Origin of the sequence: Hasllibacter halocynthiae, from assembly GCF_003003095.1 — a bacterium.
Lineage (GTDB): Bacteria > Pseudomonadota > Alphaproteobacteria > Rhodobacterales > Rhodobacteraceae > Hasllibacter > Hasllibacter halocynthiae.
On sequence record NZ_PVTT01000001.1, the window covers coordinates 30,828 to 49,067 of the forward strand.

16 protein-coding genes are annotated in these 18,240 nt (G+C 72.1%); 7 read left to right on the forward strand and 9 right to left on the reverse strand.

What is annotated here, in order from left to right:
- Positions 1 to 24: 24 nt before the first annotated feature.
- Complete coding sequence (locus BCF33_RS00165) at positions 25 to 1,410, forward strand: TolC family outer membrane protein (protein ID WP_245883667.1); 1,386 nt, start codon at positions 25 to 27, stop codon at positions 1,408 to 1,410.
- 131 nt (positions 1,411 to 1,541) lie between these two features.
- Complete coding sequence (locus BCF33_RS00170; protein ID WP_106158945.1) at positions 1,542 to 2,099, forward strand: hypothetical protein; 558 nt, start codon at positions 1,542 to 1,544, stop codon at positions 2,097 to 2,099.
- A 203-nt stretch (positions 2,100 to 2,302) separates the two neighbouring features.
- On the opposite strand, the gene BCF33_RS00175 is transcribed toward BCF33_RS00170, so the two are convergent.
- The gene (locus BCF33_RS00175; protein ID WP_106158946.1) at positions 2,303 to 2,635 is read right to left on the reverse strand and encodes a DUF6280 family protein; all 333 of its coding nucleotides are present in this window, start codon (positions 2,633 to 2,635) and stop codon (positions 2,303 to 2,305) included.
- Positions 2,636 to 2,932: 297 nt separating this feature from the next.
- On the opposite strand from BCF33_RS00175, the gene efp reads away from it, so the two are divergent.
- A complete protein-coding gene (gene efp, locus BCF33_RS00180; protein WP_106158947.1) occupies positions 2,933 to 3,496 on the forward strand; it encodes an elongation factor P in 564 nt (187 codons plus the stop codon).
- A 9-nt stretch (positions 3,497 to 3,505) separates the two neighbouring features.
- On the opposite strand, the gene BCF33_RS00185 is transcribed toward efp, so the two are convergent.
- Complete coding sequence (locus BCF33_RS00185; protein WP_106158948.1) at positions 3,506 to 3,817, reverse strand: NINE protein; 312 nt, start codon at positions 3,815 to 3,817, stop codon at positions 3,506 to 3,508.
- Positions 3,818 to 3,874: 57 nt separating this feature from the next.
- Entirely contained in the window at positions 3,875 to 4,600 is a 726-nt protein-coding gene (gene ygfZ / locus BCF33_RS00190) for a CAF17-like 4Fe-4S cluster assembly/insertion protein YgfZ (RefSeq protein WP_106158949.1), read from the reverse strand.
- A 41-nt stretch (positions 4,601 to 4,641) separates the two neighbouring features.
- On the opposite strand from ygfZ, the gene BCF33_RS00195 reads away from it, so the two are divergent.
- Positions 4,642 to 5,328: a glycosyltransferase gene (locus BCF33_RS00195; protein WP_106158950.1), complete on the forward strand. Its 687-nt coding sequence runs from the start codon at positions 4,642 to 4,644 to the stop codon at positions 5,326 to 5,328.
- A gap of 16 nt (positions 5,329 to 5,344) precedes the next feature.
- Here BCF33_RS00195 and BCF33_RS00200 read toward each other — a convergent pair whose 3' ends face one another.
- Positions 5,345 to 7,111: an ABC transporter ATP-binding protein gene (locus BCF33_RS00200; protein ID WP_106158951.1), complete on the reverse strand. Its 1,767-nt coding sequence runs from the start codon at positions 7,109 to 7,111 to the stop codon at positions 5,345 to 5,347.
- A gap of 97 nt (positions 7,112 to 7,208) precedes the next feature.
- Here BCF33_RS00200 and BCF33_RS00205 point away from each other — a divergent pair, with 97 nt between their 5' ends.
- A complete protein-coding gene (locus BCF33_RS00205) occupies positions 7,209 to 8,396 on the forward strand; it encodes a pyridoxal-phosphate-dependent aminotransferase family protein (protein WP_106158952.1) in 1,188 nt (395 codons plus the stop codon).
- Here the strand turns inward: BCF33_RS00205 and BCF33_RS00210 are convergent.
- From BCF33_RS00210 to BCF33_RS00225, 4 genes are all read right to left on the reverse strand, one after another.
- Positions 8,393 to 8,623 carry a hypothetical protein gene (locus tag BCF33_RS00210; protein ID WP_106158953.1) on the reverse strand — a complete coding sequence of 77 codons (231 nt, stop codon included), beginning with the start codon at positions 8,621 to 8,623 and terminating at the stop codon, positions 8,393 to 8,395. The two genes, BCF33_RS00205 and BCF33_RS00210, sit on opposite strands and share 4 nt — an antisense overlap.
- Positions 8,624 to 8,701: 78 nt before the next feature.
- On the reverse strand, positions 8,702 to 9,844 hold the full coding sequence (locus tag BCF33_RS00215) for a pyridoxal phosphate-dependent aminotransferase (protein ID WP_245883668.1): 1,143 nt from the start codon (positions 9,842 to 9,844) through the stop codon (positions 8,702 to 8,704).
- A 55-nt stretch (positions 9,845 to 9,899) separates the two neighbouring features.
- The gene (locus BCF33_RS00220; RefSeq protein ID WP_106158954.1) at positions 9,900 to 13,058 is read right to left on the reverse strand and encodes a valine--tRNA ligase; all 3,159 of its coding nucleotides are present in this window, start codon (positions 13,056 to 13,058) and stop codon (positions 9,900 to 9,902) included.
- Positions 13,059 to 13,148: 90 nt separating this feature from the next.
- Positions 13,149 to 13,580: an Lrp/AsnC family transcriptional regulator gene (locus BCF33_RS00225; protein WP_106158955.1), complete on the reverse strand. Its 432-nt coding sequence runs from the start codon at positions 13,578 to 13,580 to the stop codon at positions 13,149 to 13,151.
- A 129-nt stretch (positions 13,581 to 13,709) separates the two neighbouring features.
- On the opposite strand from BCF33_RS00225, the gene BCF33_RS00230 reads away from it, so the two are divergent.
- Complete coding sequence (locus BCF33_RS00230) at positions 13,710 to 14,828, forward strand: alanine racemase (protein ID WP_106158956.1); 1,119 nt, start codon at positions 13,710 to 13,712, stop codon at positions 14,826 to 14,828.
- Between the two features lie 232 nt (positions 14,829 to 15,060).
- Positions 15,061 to 17,337 carry a xanthine dehydrogenase family protein molybdopterin-binding subunit gene (locus tag BCF33_RS00235; protein ID WP_106158957.1) on the forward strand — a complete coding sequence of 759 codons (2,277 nt, stop codon included), beginning with the start codon at positions 15,061 to 15,063 and terminating at the stop codon, positions 17,335 to 17,337.
- 4 nt (positions 17,338 to 17,341) lie between these two features.
- On the opposite strand, the gene BCF33_RS00240 is transcribed toward BCF33_RS00235, so the two are convergent.
- On the reverse strand, positions 17,342 to 18,199 hold the full coding sequence (locus tag BCF33_RS00240; protein ID WP_158259320.1) for a methylenetetrahydrofolate reductase: 858 nt from the start codon (positions 18,197 to 18,199) through the stop codon (positions 17,342 to 17,344).
- Positions 18,200 to 18,240 lie beyond the last annotated feature (41 nt).

Genomic DNA, 18,240 nt, shown 5'->3' on the forward strand with positions numbered 1-18,240 from the left:
CCCGAGCGGAAGAGGATGACCGACATGCGCTTACTGATCCGGGCGGCCGCGGTCGCCGCGCTGATCCTGCCTGCCGTCCCGGCGTCGGCGCAGTCGCTGACGGACACCTTGATCTTCGCCTACCGCAACTCCGGCCTCCTGGATCAGAACCGCGCGCTCCTGCGCGCCGCCGACGAGGACGTGGCCCAGGCCGTCGCCGCCCTCGGCCCGGTCCTGAACTACACCGCGTCGCTCGATTACCGCAGCCCTTCACAGACGGAGGTGACCGCCACCTTCGGCCTCGCCGCGCAGATCACCCTCTGGGACGGCGGGCAGAGCGAGCTGGCCATCGACGCCGCCAAGGAAGCCGTCCTCGTCCTTCGCGAGCAGCTCGTCGGCGCCGAGCAGGAGGTCCTTCTCGCGGCGGTCGACGCGCACATGAACGTGCTCTCCGCGCGCGAGTTCGTCGCCCTGCGCGAGGCCAACGTCCGCGTCGTCACCCGCGAGCTCCGCGCCGCCGAGGACCGTTTCGAGGTGGGCGAGATCACGCGCACCGACGTCTCCGTCGCCGAGGCGCGGCTCGCGCTGACCCGCAGCCAGATCACCGCCGCGCAGGGCACCCTCGCCGCCGCGCGCGAAGGCTACCGCGCCGTCACCGGCCAGTACCCCACGAACCTGACGCAGCCCCCGGCACCCCCGGTTCCCTCGACGACGCTCGACGGCGCGCGCGGCGTCGCGGTCATCTCGCACCCCGCCATCCGCGAGGCGCAGCGCAACGTCACCCTGGCGGAGCTGAACGTCGAGCGCGCCCGCGCCACCCGCCGCCCGACCCTCTCGGCCAGCGGCGTCGTTTCCTACACCGAATCCCCCGACATTCCCGGCCCGTTCGGGCAATCGATCGGAACGGGCGGCACCAGCCGCTCCCTCGGGGTGGAGCTTTCCGGACCGCTCTATTCCTCCGGGCGGATCGACAGCCGGGAGCGGCAGTCCGTCGCCCGCTCGGAGGCGGCGCGGGCCGGGCTGCTGACGACCGTGCGGCAGATCGAGCAGCAGGTAGGGATCGCCTTCGCGAACCTAGCCACCACCCGCGCCATCGTCGAGAGCGGGCAGCGCCAGGTCCGCGCCCAGGAGCAGGCCTTCGAAGGCATCCGCGAGGAGGCCACGTTGGGCGCGCGCACGACGCTCGACGTGCTCAACGCCGAACAGGAGCTTCTCAACGCCCGCGTCGACGTGGTCGATGCGCTGGCGCAGCAATACATCGCCGCCTATCAGCTTCTGTCGGCGCAAGGCCTGTTGACGGTCGATTACCTGAACCTCGGCATCGTCACCTACGACCCGTCGGCGTACTATCGGTCCGTCTCGGACGCGCCCGTCACCTCGTCGGAGCAGGGGGCGGCGCTGGACCGGGTGCTGGAGGCACTGGGCCGCTAGCCCCCGCCTCCCGTAGCGAGAGGGCCGCGTCCGCCGCGCCGCCTCGGTCCATGGCGCGCCCGCCGCGTTGCTCCCGCGGGCCTCTCCACCCTAAGGTCGGCGCGAGCGTCACGGAGTTAGCCGGAGCAAGCATGTCCGAGAGAACCGATCCCGAGATCGAGCCCGAGATCGAGGACGTCCTCGCGTCCATCCGGCGGATGGTGTCGGAGGACGCGAAGGGCGGCGATCCGGATCCCGGATCCGGCGAGCGGCCGCCTGTCACCCCGCTCGGACCTTCCCCGGCGGCGCCCGGCGCGCTGGTGCTGACACCAGATTTCCGCGTGCACGGCGGGCAGGCGGGACGTGAAGATCCCAGGGCCGGGATCACCGAGGAAGAGCCGCGAGCCGGGCGAACCCCCTCCGCGGAAGCGGCCGGAGAGCGTGAGGCGACCGCGGGCGCGGAGGAGGCGGAAAGTGCCGACCCCGCCAAGAGAGCGGAAGAGGGCGCGCCGCTCGACGAAGACGCGTTGCGCGACGTCGTGAGGGAGCTCCTCCGTGAGGAACTCGCCGGCGGTGACTTGCGCCTTCTGATCGCGGACGTCCTCCGAGAGGAGTTGCAGGGCGCCCTCGGCGAGCGCATCACCCGCAACGTCCGCAAGCTGGTGCGCCGCGAGATCGGCCAGGCCCTCGCGGCGCGGGATATCGAGTAGAATCCACAGTGAAAACGGCGGCGGCCCGTGCCGCCGAAGCTTGCTGGGTGGGCCGGATCCTACGCGCCGACCGGCGGCGTCGTATTAAGGGAAAGGACCGGTGGCCCCGCGTCCCCGATCGCCGCGCCGACCGGGTTTTCCGGCACGCCAAGGGCGCGCCCCGGGCCAGGGCGCGCCCTTGGCGGCAGGTCATGGCTTGTGGTTCAGGCCGCGCGCTTGGCTTCCGCCTCAGCGAGGGCGGCGTTGCGACGCTCGCTCTCCTCGCGGGACAGGGCCACGGAGGTCCGCACGCCCTTGCCCACGAATTCCATCAGGCCCTGGACCACCCTCTCGTTCGGATCGATGCCCGCGCATGTCAGCACCTCGCGCCCGTCCTTCGAGCGGGCCCAGCGGGCGATCTGCTCGGGGCCGTTGCCGTACTTCTTGTCGTCGGCGATCGCGTCGTCGAGAGCCGCCAGCACCACGGCGGCGAAGAGCTTGCGCGCGCGGTTGCCCTGCTCGTGGTTGTAGGCGGTGGCGTCCATGTTCTCGGGCATGGTGGTCCTTTCCACGTCTATTCTATCGGGGGCTCCCGGCGAGAGCGCCCCCCAATCCTATGCTCGCAGCCCGGCCTCGACCCCGGTCGGGCCGGCGCGCGGGTCGCGGATGTGTCGGCATGACGGCGCTTATGACATATTCAAAACACTCGTGCTATGCTTTGAGCGCATATCTGGTATGCAGCAATCGCGAAACTCCGGCATCACGTGGCCGGAGCTGAGCGTCTTGCCGGCTGCCCAGCCTCCGGATATAGCCGCCGCACCGAAGAAAATCAACGTTCTACAAGGTTTCGCTCGATGCCCAGGATCAACGGAAACGAGATCAAGCCCGGCAACGTGCTCGAGCACGACGGCGGCCTCTGGTCCGCCGTGAAGGTCGATCACGTCAAGCCGGGCAAGGGCGGCGCCTTCGCGCAGGTCGAACTGCGCAACCTGCGCAACGGCTCGAAGCTGAACGAGCGGTTCCGTTCCGCCGACAAGGTCGAGCGCGTGCGACTCGAGCAGAAGGATCAGCAGTTCCTCTACGAGTCGGACGGGCAGCTTCACTTCATGGACCAGCAGACCTTCGACCAGGTCGCGCTGCCTTCGGACATCCTCGGCGACCGGCGGCCCTTCCTGCAGGACGGCATGGTCGTGCAGGTCGAGTACTACGAGGACGAGCCCCTGAACGCCACGCTGCCCCAGAAGGTCACCTGCGAGATCGTCGAGACCGAGCCCGTGGTGAAGGGGCAGACGGCTGCCAACTCCTTCAAGCCGGCGGTCCTCGACAACGGCGTGCGGATCACGATCCCGCCCTTCGTCGGCCAGGGCGAGAAGGTCGTCGTGAATACGGAGACGATGGAGTACTCCGAGCGCGCCTGAACTCCGCCGCTATGCGCCGGCGATCCCCTGCTCGGCCGTGAATCGATCGCGCAGCGCCCGCTTGCCGCGCATGATCGTGCCCGGGATCAGGAAGAGGTCGACGGCAAGCCAGATCAGCGTGACCAGGAAGAGCGGCGGCATCAGGAACCCTGCCAGCGTCACCCCTAGAAGGACGACCGTCGAGAGGGTGCGCCCCATGTAGAACCGGTGCAGCCCGAGGCCGCCGAAGAGGAACAGGAGGAGGTAGGCCACGCCTGCGGACTTCGCCTCGTTCGTGACCTTCTGCTCGACCAGGATCTGCTGTTCCGTCGTGATCGTCATGCCGTCGTTCTCCTCAGGGATTGAGGGGACGATGTGACGACAATGCTTAAGGAAGCGTTACGCCTCGCGCCGGGCGGGTGCGCCGTTCACGGTCAGCCCTTCGCGGTCGTAGCGCAGCATCGCGAGCGCCCGCCCTCCTGCCACGGTCGTCAGCCGGCCCGCCTCTCGGCCGGCGGCGTCGAGGACCGCGTCCCCAGCCGCGCCGGGGCCGCCAAGGCCGAGCCGCGCGATGCCCTTCCTCAGCTCCGTCTTGTGCTTCATCCTTGCGACGACCTCCTGCCCGACGAAGCAGCCCTTGCGGAAATCGACGCCGTGCAGCCGTTCGAACCCCTGTTCGAGCACGTAGCTCTCCCCCGGGATCAGCTCCGCCCCCTGGGCTGGGACGAGGTGCTCCACGCGGACGGCATCGGACAGCTCGCCCGGCCCTTCCGCCCCGTAGAGGCGCCAGGCCCCAGCGAGGCGCGGGTCGGGCAGGGCGCCCTCGGGCGGATCGCCGATGCCGACCGTGACGGACAGCGGCGTCGCCTCCAGCGTCACCTCGCGGCGCAGCCGGTATATGGTGAGCCGCTGTAGGAGGCTGGCCGCGGCCTCCTCCGGGACGTCGAGCAGGATCGTGTCCCCCTGCGCGAGGAGGAAGAAGTCCGAGACCAGCTTGCCCTGCGGCGTCAGAAGGGCGGCGTAGACCGGCCCTTTCGCCGCCCGCCGGACGTCGTTCGTCACGAGATCCTGAAGGAATTCCTCGCGCTCACCCCCGCCGATCCTGATGCCCGATCGTCCCGTCATCCGCTCGCCTCCCGCGTCCCCGGGGCGATATAGGGGGCGGCATGAAGGATGACGACCGCGCGCCCATCTCCGTCGTGATACCCACGCTGAACGCCGCAGGGGCGCTGCCCGGGCTTCTGGGCGATCTCGTGACCGGCGCCGTGCAGGGCCTCGTGCGCGAAGTGGTAGTCTCCGATGGCGGATCCTCCGACGCGACGGCCGCCATCGCGGCCGCCGCGGGGGCGCGGACCCTCGAAGGTCCCCCCGGGCGGGGGGGGCAGCTCCGCCGCGGTTGCGCGGCGGCACGGGGGGCATGGCTCTGGTCGCTCCATGCGGACACGCGCCTGCCGCCGGGCTGGACCGGCCCGGCCGAGCGTTTCCTTGCGCGCGGGACGGGGGCCGGTTGGGCGCGCCTCTCCTTCCGGGCCGGGGGTCTCCCCCCCCGATGGGTCGCCGGATGGGCGAACCTGCGGTCGCGCGCGGGCCTGCCCTACGGGGACCAGGGCCTGCTCCTGCCCCGCGCCCTCTACGACGCGTCGGGCGGCTATCCCGACCAGCCTCTGATGGAGGACGTCGTCCTCGCGAGGAATCTCCGCGGCCACCTCGCGCCGCTCGACCTCGTCCTCAGCACCGACGCCGCCCGCTATGAGGGGCGCTGGCTGCGGCGCGGCGCGGCGAACCTCGTGACGCTCGCGCGGTGGCGGGCCGGCACGTCCCCCGACCGTCTCGCGGAACGCTACCGGCGGTGAGGCGGCGGGCGCCCGGTCATCCGCGCCCGGCCGATGCCGCCTGCCCCGCCGCCGCTTCCTCGCGGAACTGCATCCGCCAGAGGGCGGCATAGGCCCCGCCGCGCGCCAGGAGCTCGTCATGCGTGCCCGTCTCCGCGACGCGCCCGGCCTCCATCAGGACGATCCGATCGGCGTCCCGAACGGTCGACAGCCTATGCGCGATGACCAGCGTCGTCCGTCCCACGGACAGGCGGTCCAGGGCGTCCTGGACCAGGGCCTCGGACCGGGTGTCGAGCGCGCTCGTCGCCTCGTCCAGCAGGAGGATCGGCGCCCCCTTCAGCAGCGCCCGCGCGATGGCGATGCGCTGTCGCTGGCCGCCCGAGAGGTTCCCGCCGCGCAGCCCCGCAGGGCTGTCGAGGCCGAGCGGCAGCCGGGGCAGGAACTCGGGGACCTGCGCGGCCTCCAGCGCCGCCGTCACCGCGCTTTCGTCGGGATCGCGCCCCAGAAGCAGGTTCTCGCGCAGCGTCTCGTCGAAGAGGAGGGTGTCCTGGGCGACGACGCTGATGCTCCTGCGCAGCTCGGCGAGCCCCATCTCCGAGATGTCCGTGTCCCCGACCAGCACCCGGCCGGCATCCGGCACCGTCCGGCGGGTCAGCAGGTGGAACAGCGTCGATTTGCCCGCGCCCGAGGGTCCCACCAGCGCCGTCGTCCTTCCCGCGGGCGCGGTCAGGCTCGCGCCGCGCAGCACCTCCGTCTCGCCGTAGGAGAGGTGGACGTCCTCGAACACGATGTCGGGCGCCTCCGCCGGCGGGGCCTTCGGCAACGCGGGCGAGGTGATGGACGGGCGCGCGTCGAGCAGCTCGAACAGCCGCTCGAGCGAGGCGTTCGCCTGCTGCCAGAGGCCGGCGAGCCCGCCGAGCTTGCGCAGCGGCTGGAAGGCCATCGCCATGGCCGTGAAGAAGGCCATGAACTGCCCCACCGTCTTGTCCCCCGAGGCGACGGCCGCCCCCCCGGTCGCGAGGACCGCGACGAAGCCGATGCCGGTCACCACGTCGACCATGCCCGGGATCAGGGCCTGCCCCGTCGCGACCCGCGTCTCGGTCCTGACGATGCGGTCGGCGAGGGCGCGGAAGCGTCCGGCCTGATACTCCTCCATCCCTTCCAGCCGGACGGTGTCGAGGCCGTTCAGGACCTCCGACAGCCGCACGGTCCGCTCGCCGGCGGTGGCGCGCAGGGCGCGGGTCTTCTTGCGGACGTAGCGCTGCAGGACCAGCATGGGCAGGATGAGGACGGGCACCCCGACCAGCGCGACCGCCGTCCAGAGCGGATCGATGCTGATCGCCACGGCCATCAGCGAAGCGAGGGCGACTGCGTCCCGCGCGCCCCCTAGGAGGAAGGATTTCCAGACGTTCTGGATGGCGAGCGCGTCGCCGACGACGCGCTCCATCACCGATCCCGGCGGGTGCCGTTCGAACCAAGCGGCGTCCAGCGTCATCAGGTGCCGCAGCAGGTCGGTCTGAAGGTCGGCGATCGAGCGCTGCGAGACCTGCGTGAGAAGCCAGCGCTGGACGACCACCGCCACCCCCCGGAAGAGGAAGAGGCCGAATATCACCCCGCCGATCCAGCCCAGCGCCCCGACGTCGCCGCCGACGAAGACCCTGTCGAACATCGGCTGGAGCATCCACGAGAAGAGGCCGAGCGCCGCCCCTTCGGTCAGCATCAGCACCGCCGCGACGGCGATGCGCGGTTTGTGGCGCGAGAGGTAGCCGGACCAGAGCCGGCCGAAGAGGCTGCGCGTCTTCATCGCGCCGCCCTATCGTGCGGGGCCCGCGGCGGGCAAGCGCGGCTGGACGCGGGGGCCGGGCGGCCCTAGCCCGTCCGGGTCAGCGCAAGGATCGACCATGCCATCATTCGGCCGCGAGCATCTCGCCATTCCCGGACCCTCGACCATGCCCGACCGCGTGCTGCGCGCCATGCACCGCGCCAGCCCCAACATCTACTCGGGCGAGCTGCCGGACATGATGCCCGGGATCCGGCGCGACCTGAAGGCGGTCGCGCGCACCGAAGGCGACGTCGCGATCTACATCGGGAACGGCCATGCCGCCTGGGAGGCCGCGCTCGCCAACACCTGCGCGCCGGGGGGGCGGGTGCTCGTGCCGGCCACGGGCCTCTTCGGGCACGGCTGGGGCGAGATGGCCCGCCGCGCGGGCGCCGAGGCGACGGTGCTGGAGTTCGGCAAGCGGACGCCTGTCGACCCCGCCCGGATCGAGGAGGCCCTACGCGCGGACCCGTCGATACGTTCGGTCCTTCTGGTGCAGACCGACACTTCTACCTCCGTCCTCTCGGACGTGCGTGCCGTTCGCGCGGCGATGGACGCGGCGAGGTCGGACGCGCTCCTGCAGGTCGACGCGATCGCATGCCTGGGCGTCGATCGGCTGGAGATGGACGAATGGGGCGCGGACGTCGTGGTCACCGGCTCGCAGAAAGGGCTGATGACGCCGCCGGGCCTGTGCTTCGTCTTCTTCGGCCCCCGCGCCGTCCGGGCGCGCGAGGGGCTGGACCGTGTCAGCCTCTACTGGGACTGGGTCCCCCGCACCGCGCCCGGGGCCTTCTGGCAGAACTTCTGCGGCACCGCGCCGACGCACCACCTCTACGGATTGCGCGAGGCGCTCGACATCCTCGTGCACGAAGAGGGCGTCGAGGAGGCGTGGGCGAGGCATGACCGTCTCGCCCGTGCGGTCTGGTCCGCCTGCGAGGCATGGTCGGCCGGGGGTGGCCCGACGCTGAACGTGGCGGACCCCGACCACCGCTCGCGCGCGACGACAACCTGCGCGCTGGATGGGGCCGAACGGCTGCGCGCCTGGTGCGAGGAACGGGCCGGCGTCACCCTTGGAATCGGCCTCGGCATGCAGGTGGAGGGGGCGCAGCAACGCAGCAGCCCCGACCACTTCCGCATTGGGCACATGGGGCACCTCAACGCCCAGATGATCCTGGGGACGCTGGGCGCGATCGATGCCGGGCTGAAGGCCCTCCGAATGCCCCACGGACCCGGCGCCCTCGAAGGGGCGAGCGCGGCGCTCGCCACCTAGCGGCGGTGGTCCTCGTCGGTGCGGACGGGGATCAGCTCGGCGGCGGCCGCGTCGGCCCGGGCGGCTTCGGCGAGGCCGACGATCGTGCGGTCCATCGCCCAGGCGAGCAGCATGGCGACCACGATGCCGGCCACGGCCCAGACCATCGAGAGGGCGCAGAAGGTCAGCACGAAGGCGCTGACGAGGAAAGGGTTGGTGTAGTCGGGGGCGGATCCGGGCGTGCGCATGGGGGTGTCTCCTGGGGCGAAGCGTCACGATCTTCGGAGGGGAAACCGCCTCGGGGGGGGCTGCTGTTCCCTTCGAAATTAATCCACCCGGCGGGAACCCGCATCGACGAGCGCTGGACCCAGGGCCGCGTCCAGCCTGTCGAGATCCTGGGAGTTCCCAGCGCTAACGCGGATGCACCGGTCGAGGGGCGGCACGGCCGGCATCCGCACGAACACCCCCCGCGCGGCGAGGCCGTCCAGAACCGCGCGGGCGAAGGCGCCGTCGCTTCCGCAATCGACCGCGACGAAGTTCGTCGCCGAAGGAAGGGCGCGCAACCCGTGCCGCTCCACGATGGTGGCGATCCTCTCTCGCGCGCCGGCGATCCGCGTGACCGTCGCCGCGAGATGCGCTCCGTCCCGCAGGGAGGCGAGGGCGGCGGCCTGCGCGGGGCGCGAGACGCCGAAATGGTTCCGCACCCGGTCGAAGGCCCCGATCAGCGTCTCGGGCCCGATCGCGTAGCCGATCCGTATCCCCGCCAGCCCGTGCGCCTTCGAGAAGGTCCGCATCCGCACCACCGGCTTGGCGAGGTCGACGCGCGGGACCGCCCCCGGCGGCGCGGTGTCGGCGTAGGCCTCGTCCAGAACGAGGATGCAGCCGCGCGGCAACCTTTCGATCATCGCCTCCACGGCGGCGGCATCGTGCCAGGAGCCCATGGGGTTGTCTGGGTTGGCGAGGTAGATCAGCCGCGCGCCCACCTCGCCGGCGCAGGCCAGCAGCGCCTCGGGATCCTCGCGGTCGCCCCGGTAGGGAACCGTCCGAAGAACGCCCCCGAACCCCCTTACGTGGTAGGAGAAGGTCGGGTAGGCGCCCGCCGAGGTGACGACGGAGACGCCGGGTTCGACCGTCAGACGAACGAGCGTGCCGAGCAGCCCGTCGATCCCCTCGCCGACCACGACGTTCCCTATGCCCGCCCCATGCCGTTCGGCCAAGGCGCGGCGCAGGTCGTGCGCCTCGGGATCGCCGTACATCCAGACGCCGCACCCGGCGATGGCCTCCAGCGCCCTGGGGGAGGGGCCGAACACGCTCTCGTTCGCGCCGAGGCGGGCGTCGAAACGCCGGCCCATGCTCCGTTCCTGCGCCTCGGGACCGACGAAGGGCACGGTAGCTGGAAGCGACGCCGCAAGCGCGGCGAGCGGCGTGTCCGCGCCCGCATCGGCCTTCGGCCTCATCGGCCGCGCCATGCCGACGGCTTCGTGCCCAGCCCGCCGGAACATCTCCTCCCCGCCGGAAGGGGGGTCATCCCATCGCCTCCAGCCGCTCGCGCGCGGTCTTCAGGCGCGCCTCCTCGGCCTCGCGTGCGGCGAGGTTCCCTTCCGTCTCGGCGACGACCTCCTCCGGCGCGCTCTCCCGGAACTTGGGGTTCCCCAGTCGGCCCCGCAGGCCGCCCAGTTCCTTGGCGAGCTTGCCGAGGGACTTGTCCAGCCGCGCCTTCTCGGCGCCGACGTCGATCACGCCCTCAAGCGGGACCGCCAGCGTCGCGCCCGGCAGGGCCATGGTCGCGGCGCCCTTGGGCAGCGTGGCCGCGTCCTCGACCCGCTCGACCCGCGCCATCCGCTCGAGCTGCGGCGCGAAACGGGCGAGCCGCTGGCGCGCGTCCGCATCCGCCTCCTGCACGAGGAGGGGCAGCTTCGCCCCCCCCGGCACGCCCATCTCCCCCCGGAGGGAGCGGACCTCCTCGATCAGGGCGACGATCCAGGCGGTGTCCGCCTCCTCCTCCGCCTCGGCGCCCTCCGGCCACGGGGCCAGCGCCAGCATCCCCTCCCGCTCCGCAAGGTCGCCCCACAGCGCTTCCGTCGCGAAGGGCATGAACGGATGAAGCAGCTTCAGGGTCCCGTCCAGCGCGCGCCGCAGCGCGGCCCGCGTCTCCTCCCGCTCGGCCGCGCCCTCCTGCAGGAGGGGCTTGGCCAGCTCGAGATACCAGTCGCAGAGGACGTTCCAGGTGAAGGCGTAGGCCGCGCGCGCCGCGTCGTCGAAGCGGTAGGCGGTGAGGGCGGCGTCCACCTCGGCCACCGCCGCGGCCAGCCGCCCCTCGATCCAGCGGTTCACGGGGTGGGCGGCCGGGGCGTCCGCGCCCTCGTAGGCGCCGTTGGCTTCCGCGAACCGGGCCGCGTTCCAGAGCTTCGTGACGAAGTTGCGGTTCCCCTCCACCCGCGATTCCGCCAGCTTCAGGTCGCGTCCCATCGAGGCCATCGAGGCCAGGGTGAACCGCAGGGCGTCCGCCCCGTAGCGCTCGATCAGGTCGAGGGGATCGACCACGTTGCCGAGCGACTTGGACATCTTCCGCCCCTTCTCGTCCCGGACGAGGGAGTGGACGTAGACCGTCTCGAACGGGGTGCGCTCCTCCATGGGGCGGTCGGTCAGGACGGCGTGCTGCATCATCATCATCCGGGCGACCCAGAAGAAGATGATGTCGAAGCCCGTGACGAGGACGGAGGTGGGGTAGTAGCGGCGCATCTCCTCGGTGTCCGCGGGCCAGCCCAGCGTGCCGATGGGCCAGAGGCCGGACGAGAACCATGTGTCGAGGACGTCAGGGTCTTGGGCGATTGTTATCTGAACGTGGATGAAGTGCTCGTCACGAGACATTGACCAGCCTTCGTCGCTGGTTGGGTCCGCCCTTTTACGGCCATCTGCATCACGGACAGTTCCGGCGTCTTCAGTCGAAGCGAACACTTCAACGCCGTCGAACGCTCCGCTGGTAGAATAAGCATGCGCGCCGATCGCATCGGCTAGTGCGGCATCTTCATTCAGAGCCCGGTAATGCTGCTCTGCCTTCTCTATCGCCAGTTCGTAGTTTTCAGCACAGAAAGTCTCGCCATCCGGCCCATACCAAACCGGGATCCTGTGCCCCCACCAGAGCTGGCGGGAGATGGTCCAGGGCTCGATGTTCTCCAGCCAGTTGAAGTAGACCTTGCGGTCCTGCTCGGGGATGATCTGGGTCCGCCCCTCGCGCACCGCGTCCAGCGCCGGACCGACGATCTTGGCCGAGTCCACGAACCACTGGTCCGTCAGCATCGGCTCGATCACGACCTTCGAGCGGTCGCCGTAGGGCTGCATGATCGGCCGCGACTCGACCAGCGGGACAAGGGCGTCCGTCCGCATCTCGCCGCCTTCGGAGGCGTCGGGGGGCGGGGCGTCCGTCACCTCGGTGGGGTTGGCCGAGGCCGCGCCGGCGCCCAGCCGGGGATCGGTCGGCGGGACCATCACCGCCAGCCCCTCGGCCGTGATCTGCTCGACCACCCGCTCCCGCGCCTCGAACCGGTCCAGCCCGCGCAGCTCCTCGGGGACCAGGTTCACCGCGTCCACGTCCACCGTGGCCGGGTCCACCTCGCCCCGCGCGATCTGGCCCGCGACCTCCGCCGCTTCCTCGTAAGGCATCCCGTCCGCGCGCATCGCGGCCTTCGTGTCCATCAGCCGGTAGAGCGGGATGCCCTGACGCTGCGCCACCGCGTAGTCGTTGAAGTCGTGCGCCCCCGTGATCTTCACCGCGCCCGAGCCGAAGAGGGGGTCGGGATACTCGTCCGTCACGATGGGGATCAGGCGGCGATGTTCCTTCGGGCCGACGGGGATCTCGCAGAGCTTGCCGACGATGGGGGCGTAGCGCTCATCGTCCGGGTGCACCGCCACGGCGCCATCGCCCAGCATCGTCTCGGGACGCGTCGTCGCGATCGAGATGTAGTCGCGCGTCTCGCGGAACAGCTCCTCTCCGTCCTCGCCGCGCTCGACGTACTCGTAGGTGGCGTCGCCGGCGAGCGGGTACTTGAAGTGCCACATGTGCCCGGGCGTCTCGAGGTTCTCGACCTCCAGGTCGCTGATCGCCGTCTCGAACTTCGGGTCCCAGTTCACCAGGCGCTTGCCGCGGTAGATCAGCCCCTTCTCGTACATGTCGACGAAGACCCGGATCACCGCGTCGTGGAAGTCCTGGCCGCCCGCCGACCCCTCCGGGTCGCCCGGCGCGCCGGTCATGGTGAAGGCGGACCGCGACCAGTCCATCGAGCAGCCCAGCCGCTTGTCCTGATCGACGATGGCGCCGCCGGATTTGCTCTTCCACTCCCAGACCTTCTCCAGGAACGCCTCGCGCGTGAAATCGGTGCGCCCCTTCCCCTCCTTCGCCAGCTCCCGTTCGACGACCATCTGCGTGGCTATGCCCGCATGGTCGAGGCCCGGCTGCCAGAGCGTGTCGAAGCCTCGCATCCGGTGCCAGCGCGTCAGGACGTCCTGCAGCGTGTGGTTGAAGGCGTGCCCGATATGCAGCGTGCCCGTGACGTTGGGCGGGGGCAGGAGGGTGCTGAACGTCTCCTCCCGCCGCTTGCCGGCGCCGGCGCGGAAGCAGCCCTTCGCCTCCCACTCGGCGTAGATCGCGCCTTCGCGCTCGGCGGCGTCGAAATGCTTGTCCATGCTGGGCCCCGTGATGTGTCGGCGGGGGACTAGCCCGGCGGCGCGGAGGGGTGAAGAGGGATGGTCCCGCCGCGCCGGGCGAGGGCCCCGTCAGAGCGCCCGGTCGATCCGGGTGGACAGGTGCACGAGGCTCTCGGTGTCCTCCACGCCGGGTATGCGGCCGATCGCGTCCAGCGCCTCGTCCAGCTCGGCGGTGCTGCCGGCGGCGACCTGAAGGGAAAGGTCGAACCGGCCAGAGGTCGTGTGCGCCACCTCGACCGCCGGCATCGCCTGCAGCCTCGGCATGACCTGCGCCAGCGCCTTGGGCTGCACGCCGACCAGGACCGTGGCCCGGATGCGCCGCGCGGTGGCCGCGTCGCCCAGGCGCACGGTGTAGCCCGCGATCGCGCCGGAGGTCTCGAGCCGCTCCAGCCGCGCCTGGACGGTGGTTCGCGCCGTGCCGAGCCGGCGGGCCAAGGCGGCGGCCGGCGCGCGGGCATCCTTGGCGAGCGCGGCGATCAGCTTGCGGTCGAGTTCGTCCATGTGATGCCTTCCCCGGTCGTTCCGCCCTGATGATGCCGGCGGATCGCCGGGATGACGAGGGAAATCGACACCCGCTGGGGTCATCATGGACTTCGACGCCGCCCCCGAGCCGGAGCCTTCCCGAACCCGATGCAGCAGCCCGCCCTCCACGAGACGCCCGCCCGCCATCTGCGCGCCGCGCGGCCCGCGCGACCCGTCCTCTACTTCGCGCCGAAGGCCCTCGCCGAACGCGCGGCCGCCTTCCGGGCCGGCTTTCCGGGCGAGGTGACCTTCGCCGTGAAGGCCAACCCGGACCCCGCCGTGATCGAGAACCTCGCGCGGGCCGGGATCGCCGGCTTCGACGTCGCCTCGCCCGCCGAGATGGCCCTCGTCCGGGGGATCGCGCCCGCGGCCCGCCTGCACTATCACAACCCGATCCGCTCGGATGCCGAGATCGCGGAGGGCGTGCGAAGGGGCTGCGCGTCCTGGTCGGTCGACGACCCGCTCCAACTCGAGAAGCTCCTGGCGGCCCGGGTGCCCGGGTTGATCCTCGTCCGGCTCAAGCTGCCCGTGAAGGGCGCCCGCTACGATTTCGGATCGAAGTTCGGCGCGGATCCCGCTGCGGCGGCGGCCCTCCTGCGCCGCGTGGCGCGTGCGGGGCGCAAGGCCGGCGTCACCTTCCACCCCGGCACCCAGTGCCCCGATCCCGCCGCCTGGACCGCCTACATCCGCGCCGCGGCGGATGCCGCCCGTGCGGCGGGCGTCCCGCTGGCGCACCTCAACGTCGGAGGGGGGTTCCCGTCCGCGTCGGCCGGCCCGCTCGCGCCCATCTTCGACGCGATCCGCGACGCCGTGGCGGCGGCCTTCGACGCGCCGCCCCCGCCGCTCTCCTGCGAGCCGGGGCGCGCGATGGTCGCGGACTGCTTCGCCCTCGCCGCCCGCGTCAAGGCGGTTCGGGCGGACGGCGCGGCGTTCCTCGACGACGGCATCTACGGCCATCTCTCCGAAGCCCCGCTGATCGGCACGCCGCGCTTCGCCGTCCTCTCCCCGGAAGGGGAGGAGCGGTCCGCACCCGCCATCCCCCGCACCGTCTTCGGCCCGACCTGCGACAGCCTCGACCGCCTGCCCGAGCCGGCGGCCCTGCCCGCCGACACCCGCGAGGGCGACTGGATGCTCTTCCACGGGGTGGGGGCCTACGGGCAGTCCAACATGACGCGCTTCAACGGGTACGGGCTCGCGGACACGGTCAACGTCGCCCGTCTGCTCTAACCTCTCCTTAACCTCTCGCGGTGCAGGAGGGGGCCATGATCCTTCTGGCCCTCTCCGCGCTCCTCACCCTCCTCGCGCTGCCTTCCGCGACGCCCGGCGCGCCCCGCTCCGGCGCCCGCCGCCCATGGCCCCCGCCGGCACCCGCGCCGACGCCCCCCGATCGACGCGGGTTGGCCAGAGCGTGCCGCAGGCGTAGGATGGGGCCCTCGGAGCACAGGGCGGGTGGCACGCCATGCAGGCATTCGGAAGCGGCCGTTCCCGCCGCCGCCGCGAGGATCCGCGCCTCCTGACCGGCGGGGGCCGCTTCGTCGACGACGCGGCTCCCGCCGGCGCGCTCCACGCCGCGTTCCTCCGCTCGCCCGTCGCCCATGCGCGGATCGCGGCGCTGGACGTCCGCGCCTGCCGCGCGATGCCCGGTGTCGCCCTCGCGCTGACGGCGCAGGACGTGCGCGCGGCGGGGTTCGACGGCGCGATCGGGGCCGCGCGCATCGCCACCGCCACGGGCCCGGGCGCGGCGCCTCGCCGGCCCTGGCTCGCCGAGGACCGCGTCCGCTTCGTCGGCGAAGCCGTCGCCATGGTCCTGGCCGAGACGCTCCAGCAGGCCCACGACGCCATCGAGGCGATCGAGCTCGAGACCGAGGATCTTCCCGTCTCCATGCTGAACGCGCCCGGCGGTCCCGCCATCCACGACGAGGCGTCCGGCAACCTCGCCTTCGACTGGTCCATCGGCGACCCGGACGCCACGAAGGCCGCCTTCGCCGCCGCGGCGCACGTGGTCGAGGCCGAGATCGCCCAGCCCCGCATCATGGCCGCCTCGCTCGAGCCGCGGGGCGCGATCGCCGAATGGAACGGCGGCGCGCTGCGCCTCGACTACAACGGCCAGGGCGTCTGGGGCGTCCAGCGCAAGCTCGCCGCGGCCTTCCGCCTCCAGCCGGAGATGGTCCGCGTCACCACGCCCGACGTGGGCGGGGGCTTCGGCATGAAGGCCTTCACCTATCCCGAGCATTACGCCCTCGCCCTGGGCGCGCGGCTCGCCGGCCGTCCGGCTCGCTGGATGTCCGGACGGGGCGAGGCGATGCTCTCGGACAACGGCGCCCGCGCCCTCGTGTCCCGCGCCGCGATGGCCTTCGACGCGGACCACCGCCTCATGGCATATCGGGTCGAGACCGACAGCGACCTCGGCGCCTACAACGGCGAGAACGCCCAGTTCATCCAGTCCGAGCTCTTCGCCAAGGTGCTGACGGGCGTCTACGACGTGCCAGCCGCTCATCTGCGCGTGCGCGGCGTCTACACCAACGCCGCCCCCGTGGACGCCTATCGCGGCGCGGGCCGCCCCGAGGCGCAGTACGTGCTGGAGCGGACGATGGGCCTAGCCGCGCGCCGCCTCGGCGTGGACCCGGCCGATCTGCGGCGCCGCAACTTCATCCGCCGCTTCCCCCACCGGACCCCCACGGGCGAGACCTACGACGTCGGGGACTTCCCCCGGGTCCTGGACGGCGCCCTCGCCGCCTCCGGCGGGTTCGAGGCGCGCCGCGCGGCGGCCGAGGCGCGGGGCCTCCGCCTCGGCAGGGGCCTCGCCTTCTACATCGAGTCGATCCTCGGCGACCCCGTCGAGGGCGCGCGCGTCGTCTTCGAGGAAGGCGGGACCGTCGCCCTCCATGTCGGCACGCAATCGAACGGGCAGGGGCACGAGACGGCCTATGCCGGCTTCCTCGCCGACCATCTCGCCTTGCCGGACGGCGCGATCCGGATCGTCCAGGGCGACAGCGCGCTGATCCCGAAGGGCGGCGGCACGGGGGGCAGCCGTTCGATGACCGCGCAGGGAACGGCGACCCTCGCCGCCGCCCGCGCCGTGATCGAGGGGTTCGAGGCCTTCCTGGCCGAGCTCGAGGGCGCCGAGACCGCCTTCGACGGCGAGCGGTTCCGGACCGCCGGCTCGAACCGCGCGCCCGACATGCTGGAGGCGGCGGCCATGGCGCGCGCCGCCGGGCGCGAAGACCTCCTCGACCTGTGGCGCGAGGGGCGGCTGCCGGCCCGGTCCTTCCCCAACGGCTGCCACGTGGCCGAGGTCGAGATCGACCCCGAGACGGGCCTGACCCGCGTCAGCCGCTACGACGTGATCGACGATTTCGGAAACATGGTGAACCCCATGCTGGTCGAGGGGCAGGTCCATGGCGGCGTCGCCCAGGGCATCGGCCAGGCCATCGGCGAGTTCGCCGCCCATGACGGGGACGGTCAGCTCCTGACGGCGAGCTTCATGGACTACGCCATGCCGCGCGCGCACGACGTGCCCCCCATCTCCTTCGGCACCAGGCCGACGCCGTGCCCGGCCAACCCGCTCGGCATCAAGGGCTGTGGCGAGGCGGGCACCGTCGGCGCGCTCGCGGCGATGGCGAACGCGGTGACGGACGCGCTCGCGCCCTGGGGGATCGAGACGCTGCAGATGCCTTTCACACCCCAGCGCGTCTGGAACGCCATCCAGGGCGCCGGAAGGGCCGCGGCGGGATAGCGGCTCAGGCCACGGCCGCCAGCGCCGGGATCCAGCCCATCGCCTCGGCCACGCGCAGCGTAGGCCCGGCGCGGTTCATCGCGTAGAGGTGTATATGCTCGATCCCGCCGCCCATCAGCGCGTCGGCCTGCTCGGTTCCGATGGCGGTCGCGTAGAGGTCGGCGCGCCCGTCCCGCGCGGCGGCGCGGAAGCCTTCGTCCATCTCGGGCGGCGGCGCCAGCCCGCAGGCCCGGGCGAAGCGGGCGACCTTCGCCCAGTCGTGGATCGGCAGCAGCCCCGCGTGCAGCTCCAGGGGGATGCCGGCGGCGGCGATGCGGTCGCGAAGGCGCAGGATCGGCTCGGCCTCGAAGGCGAACTGGGTCACGGCGATCCTTGCGCCGGCGTCCGCCTTGGCCCGCAGATGGTCGAGGTCGGCTTCCCGGCCCCGGCTGTCGGGGTGAGGGTTGGGATAGGCGGCGACGCGGATGTCCGTCTCGCCCGCCTCGCGCAGCGCCCGGATCAGCGAGAGGCTGCCCCCGTGACCCTCGGGGTGCGGCTCGAACGGGCCTTCCATGTCCTCCGCGTCGCCGCGCAGGGCCAGGAAGGCGCTCGCCCCGGCATCCCGCAGCGCGCCGATCGCCTCGGCGGTCTCGGCCTTGGACTGGCCGCCGCAGGTCAGGTGCGCCAGCACGTCGTGCCCGCGTCCCGCGATACGGCGCACGGTCTCGACCGAGGCCTCCGAGGTCGAGCCGCCAGCGCCCCAAGTCACGCTGACATGGCCTAGGGGGATCGCCTCGAGCCTGTCCATGGCGCCGTCCAGCCGCCGCACGGCGCCCGCGCCGCGGGGCGGGAACACCTCAAGGGAGAGGGTGGGGCTGGGCATCGACGCTCTCCTGCCGGGACGGGGTTTCCGGGACGGGGTTT

Coding starts and splice junctions, on each gene's coding strand:
- BCF33_RS00170 (WP_106158945.1), top strand. CDS start 1,542: ATGTCCGAGAGAACCGATCCCGAGATCGAGCCCGAGATCGAGGACGTC.
- BCF33_RS00205 (WP_106158952.1), top strand. CDS start 7,209: ATGCCATCATTCGGCCGCGAGCATCTCGCCATTCCCGGACCCTCGACC.
- BCF33_RS00235 (WP_106158957.1), top strand. CDS start 15,061: ATGCAGGCATTCGGAAGCGGCCGTTCCCGCCGCCGCCGCGAGGATCCG.
- BCF33_RS00165 (WP_245883667.1), top strand. CDS start 25: ATGCGCTTACTGATCCGGGCGGCCGCGGTCGCCGCGCTGATCCTGCCT.
- BCF33_RS00225 (WP_106158955.1), bottom strand. CDS start 13,580: ATGGACGAACTCGACCGCAAGCTGATCGCCGCGCTCGCCAAGGATGCC.
- ygfZ (WP_106158949.1), bottom strand. CDS start 4,600: ATGACGGGACGATCGGGCATCAGGATCGGCGGGGGTGAGCGCGAGGAA.
- BCF33_RS00200 (WP_106158951.1), bottom strand. CDS start 7,111: ATGAAGACGCGCAGCCTCTTCGGCCGGCTCTGGTCCGGCTACCTCTCG.
- BCF33_RS00240 (WP_158259320.1), bottom strand. CDS start 18,199: ATGCCCAGCCCCACCCTCTCCCTTGAGGTGTTCCCGCCCCGCGGCGCG.
- BCF33_RS00185 (WP_106158948.1), bottom strand. CDS start 3,817: ATGACGATCACGACGGAACAGCAGATCCTGGTCGAGCAGAAGGTCACG.
- BCF33_RS00175 (WP_106158946.1), bottom strand. CDS start 2,635: ATGCCCGAGAACATGGACGCCACCGCCTACAACCACGAGCAGGGCAAC.
- BCF33_RS00220 (WP_106158954.1), bottom strand. CDS start 13,058: ATGGACAAGCATTTCGACGCCGCCGAGCGCGAAGGCGCGATCTACGCC.
- BCF33_RS00230 (WP_106158956.1), top strand. CDS start 13,710: ATGCAGCAGCCCGCCCTCCACGAGACGCCCGCCCGCCATCTGCGCGCC.
- efp (WP_106158947.1), top strand. CDS start 2,933: ATGCCCAGGATCAACGGAAACGAGATCAAGCCCGGCAACGTGCTCGAG.
- BCF33_RS00210 (WP_106158953.1), bottom strand. CDS start 8,623: ATGCGCACGCCCGGATCCGCCCCCGACTACACCAACCCTTTCCTCGTC.
- BCF33_RS00195 (WP_106158950.1), top strand. CDS start 4,642: ATGAAGGATGACGACCGCGCGCCCATCTCCGTCGTGATACCCACGCTG.
- BCF33_RS00215 (WP_245883668.1), bottom strand. CDS start 9,844: ATGGCGCGGCCGATGAGGCCGAAGGCCGATGCGGGCGCGGACACGCCG.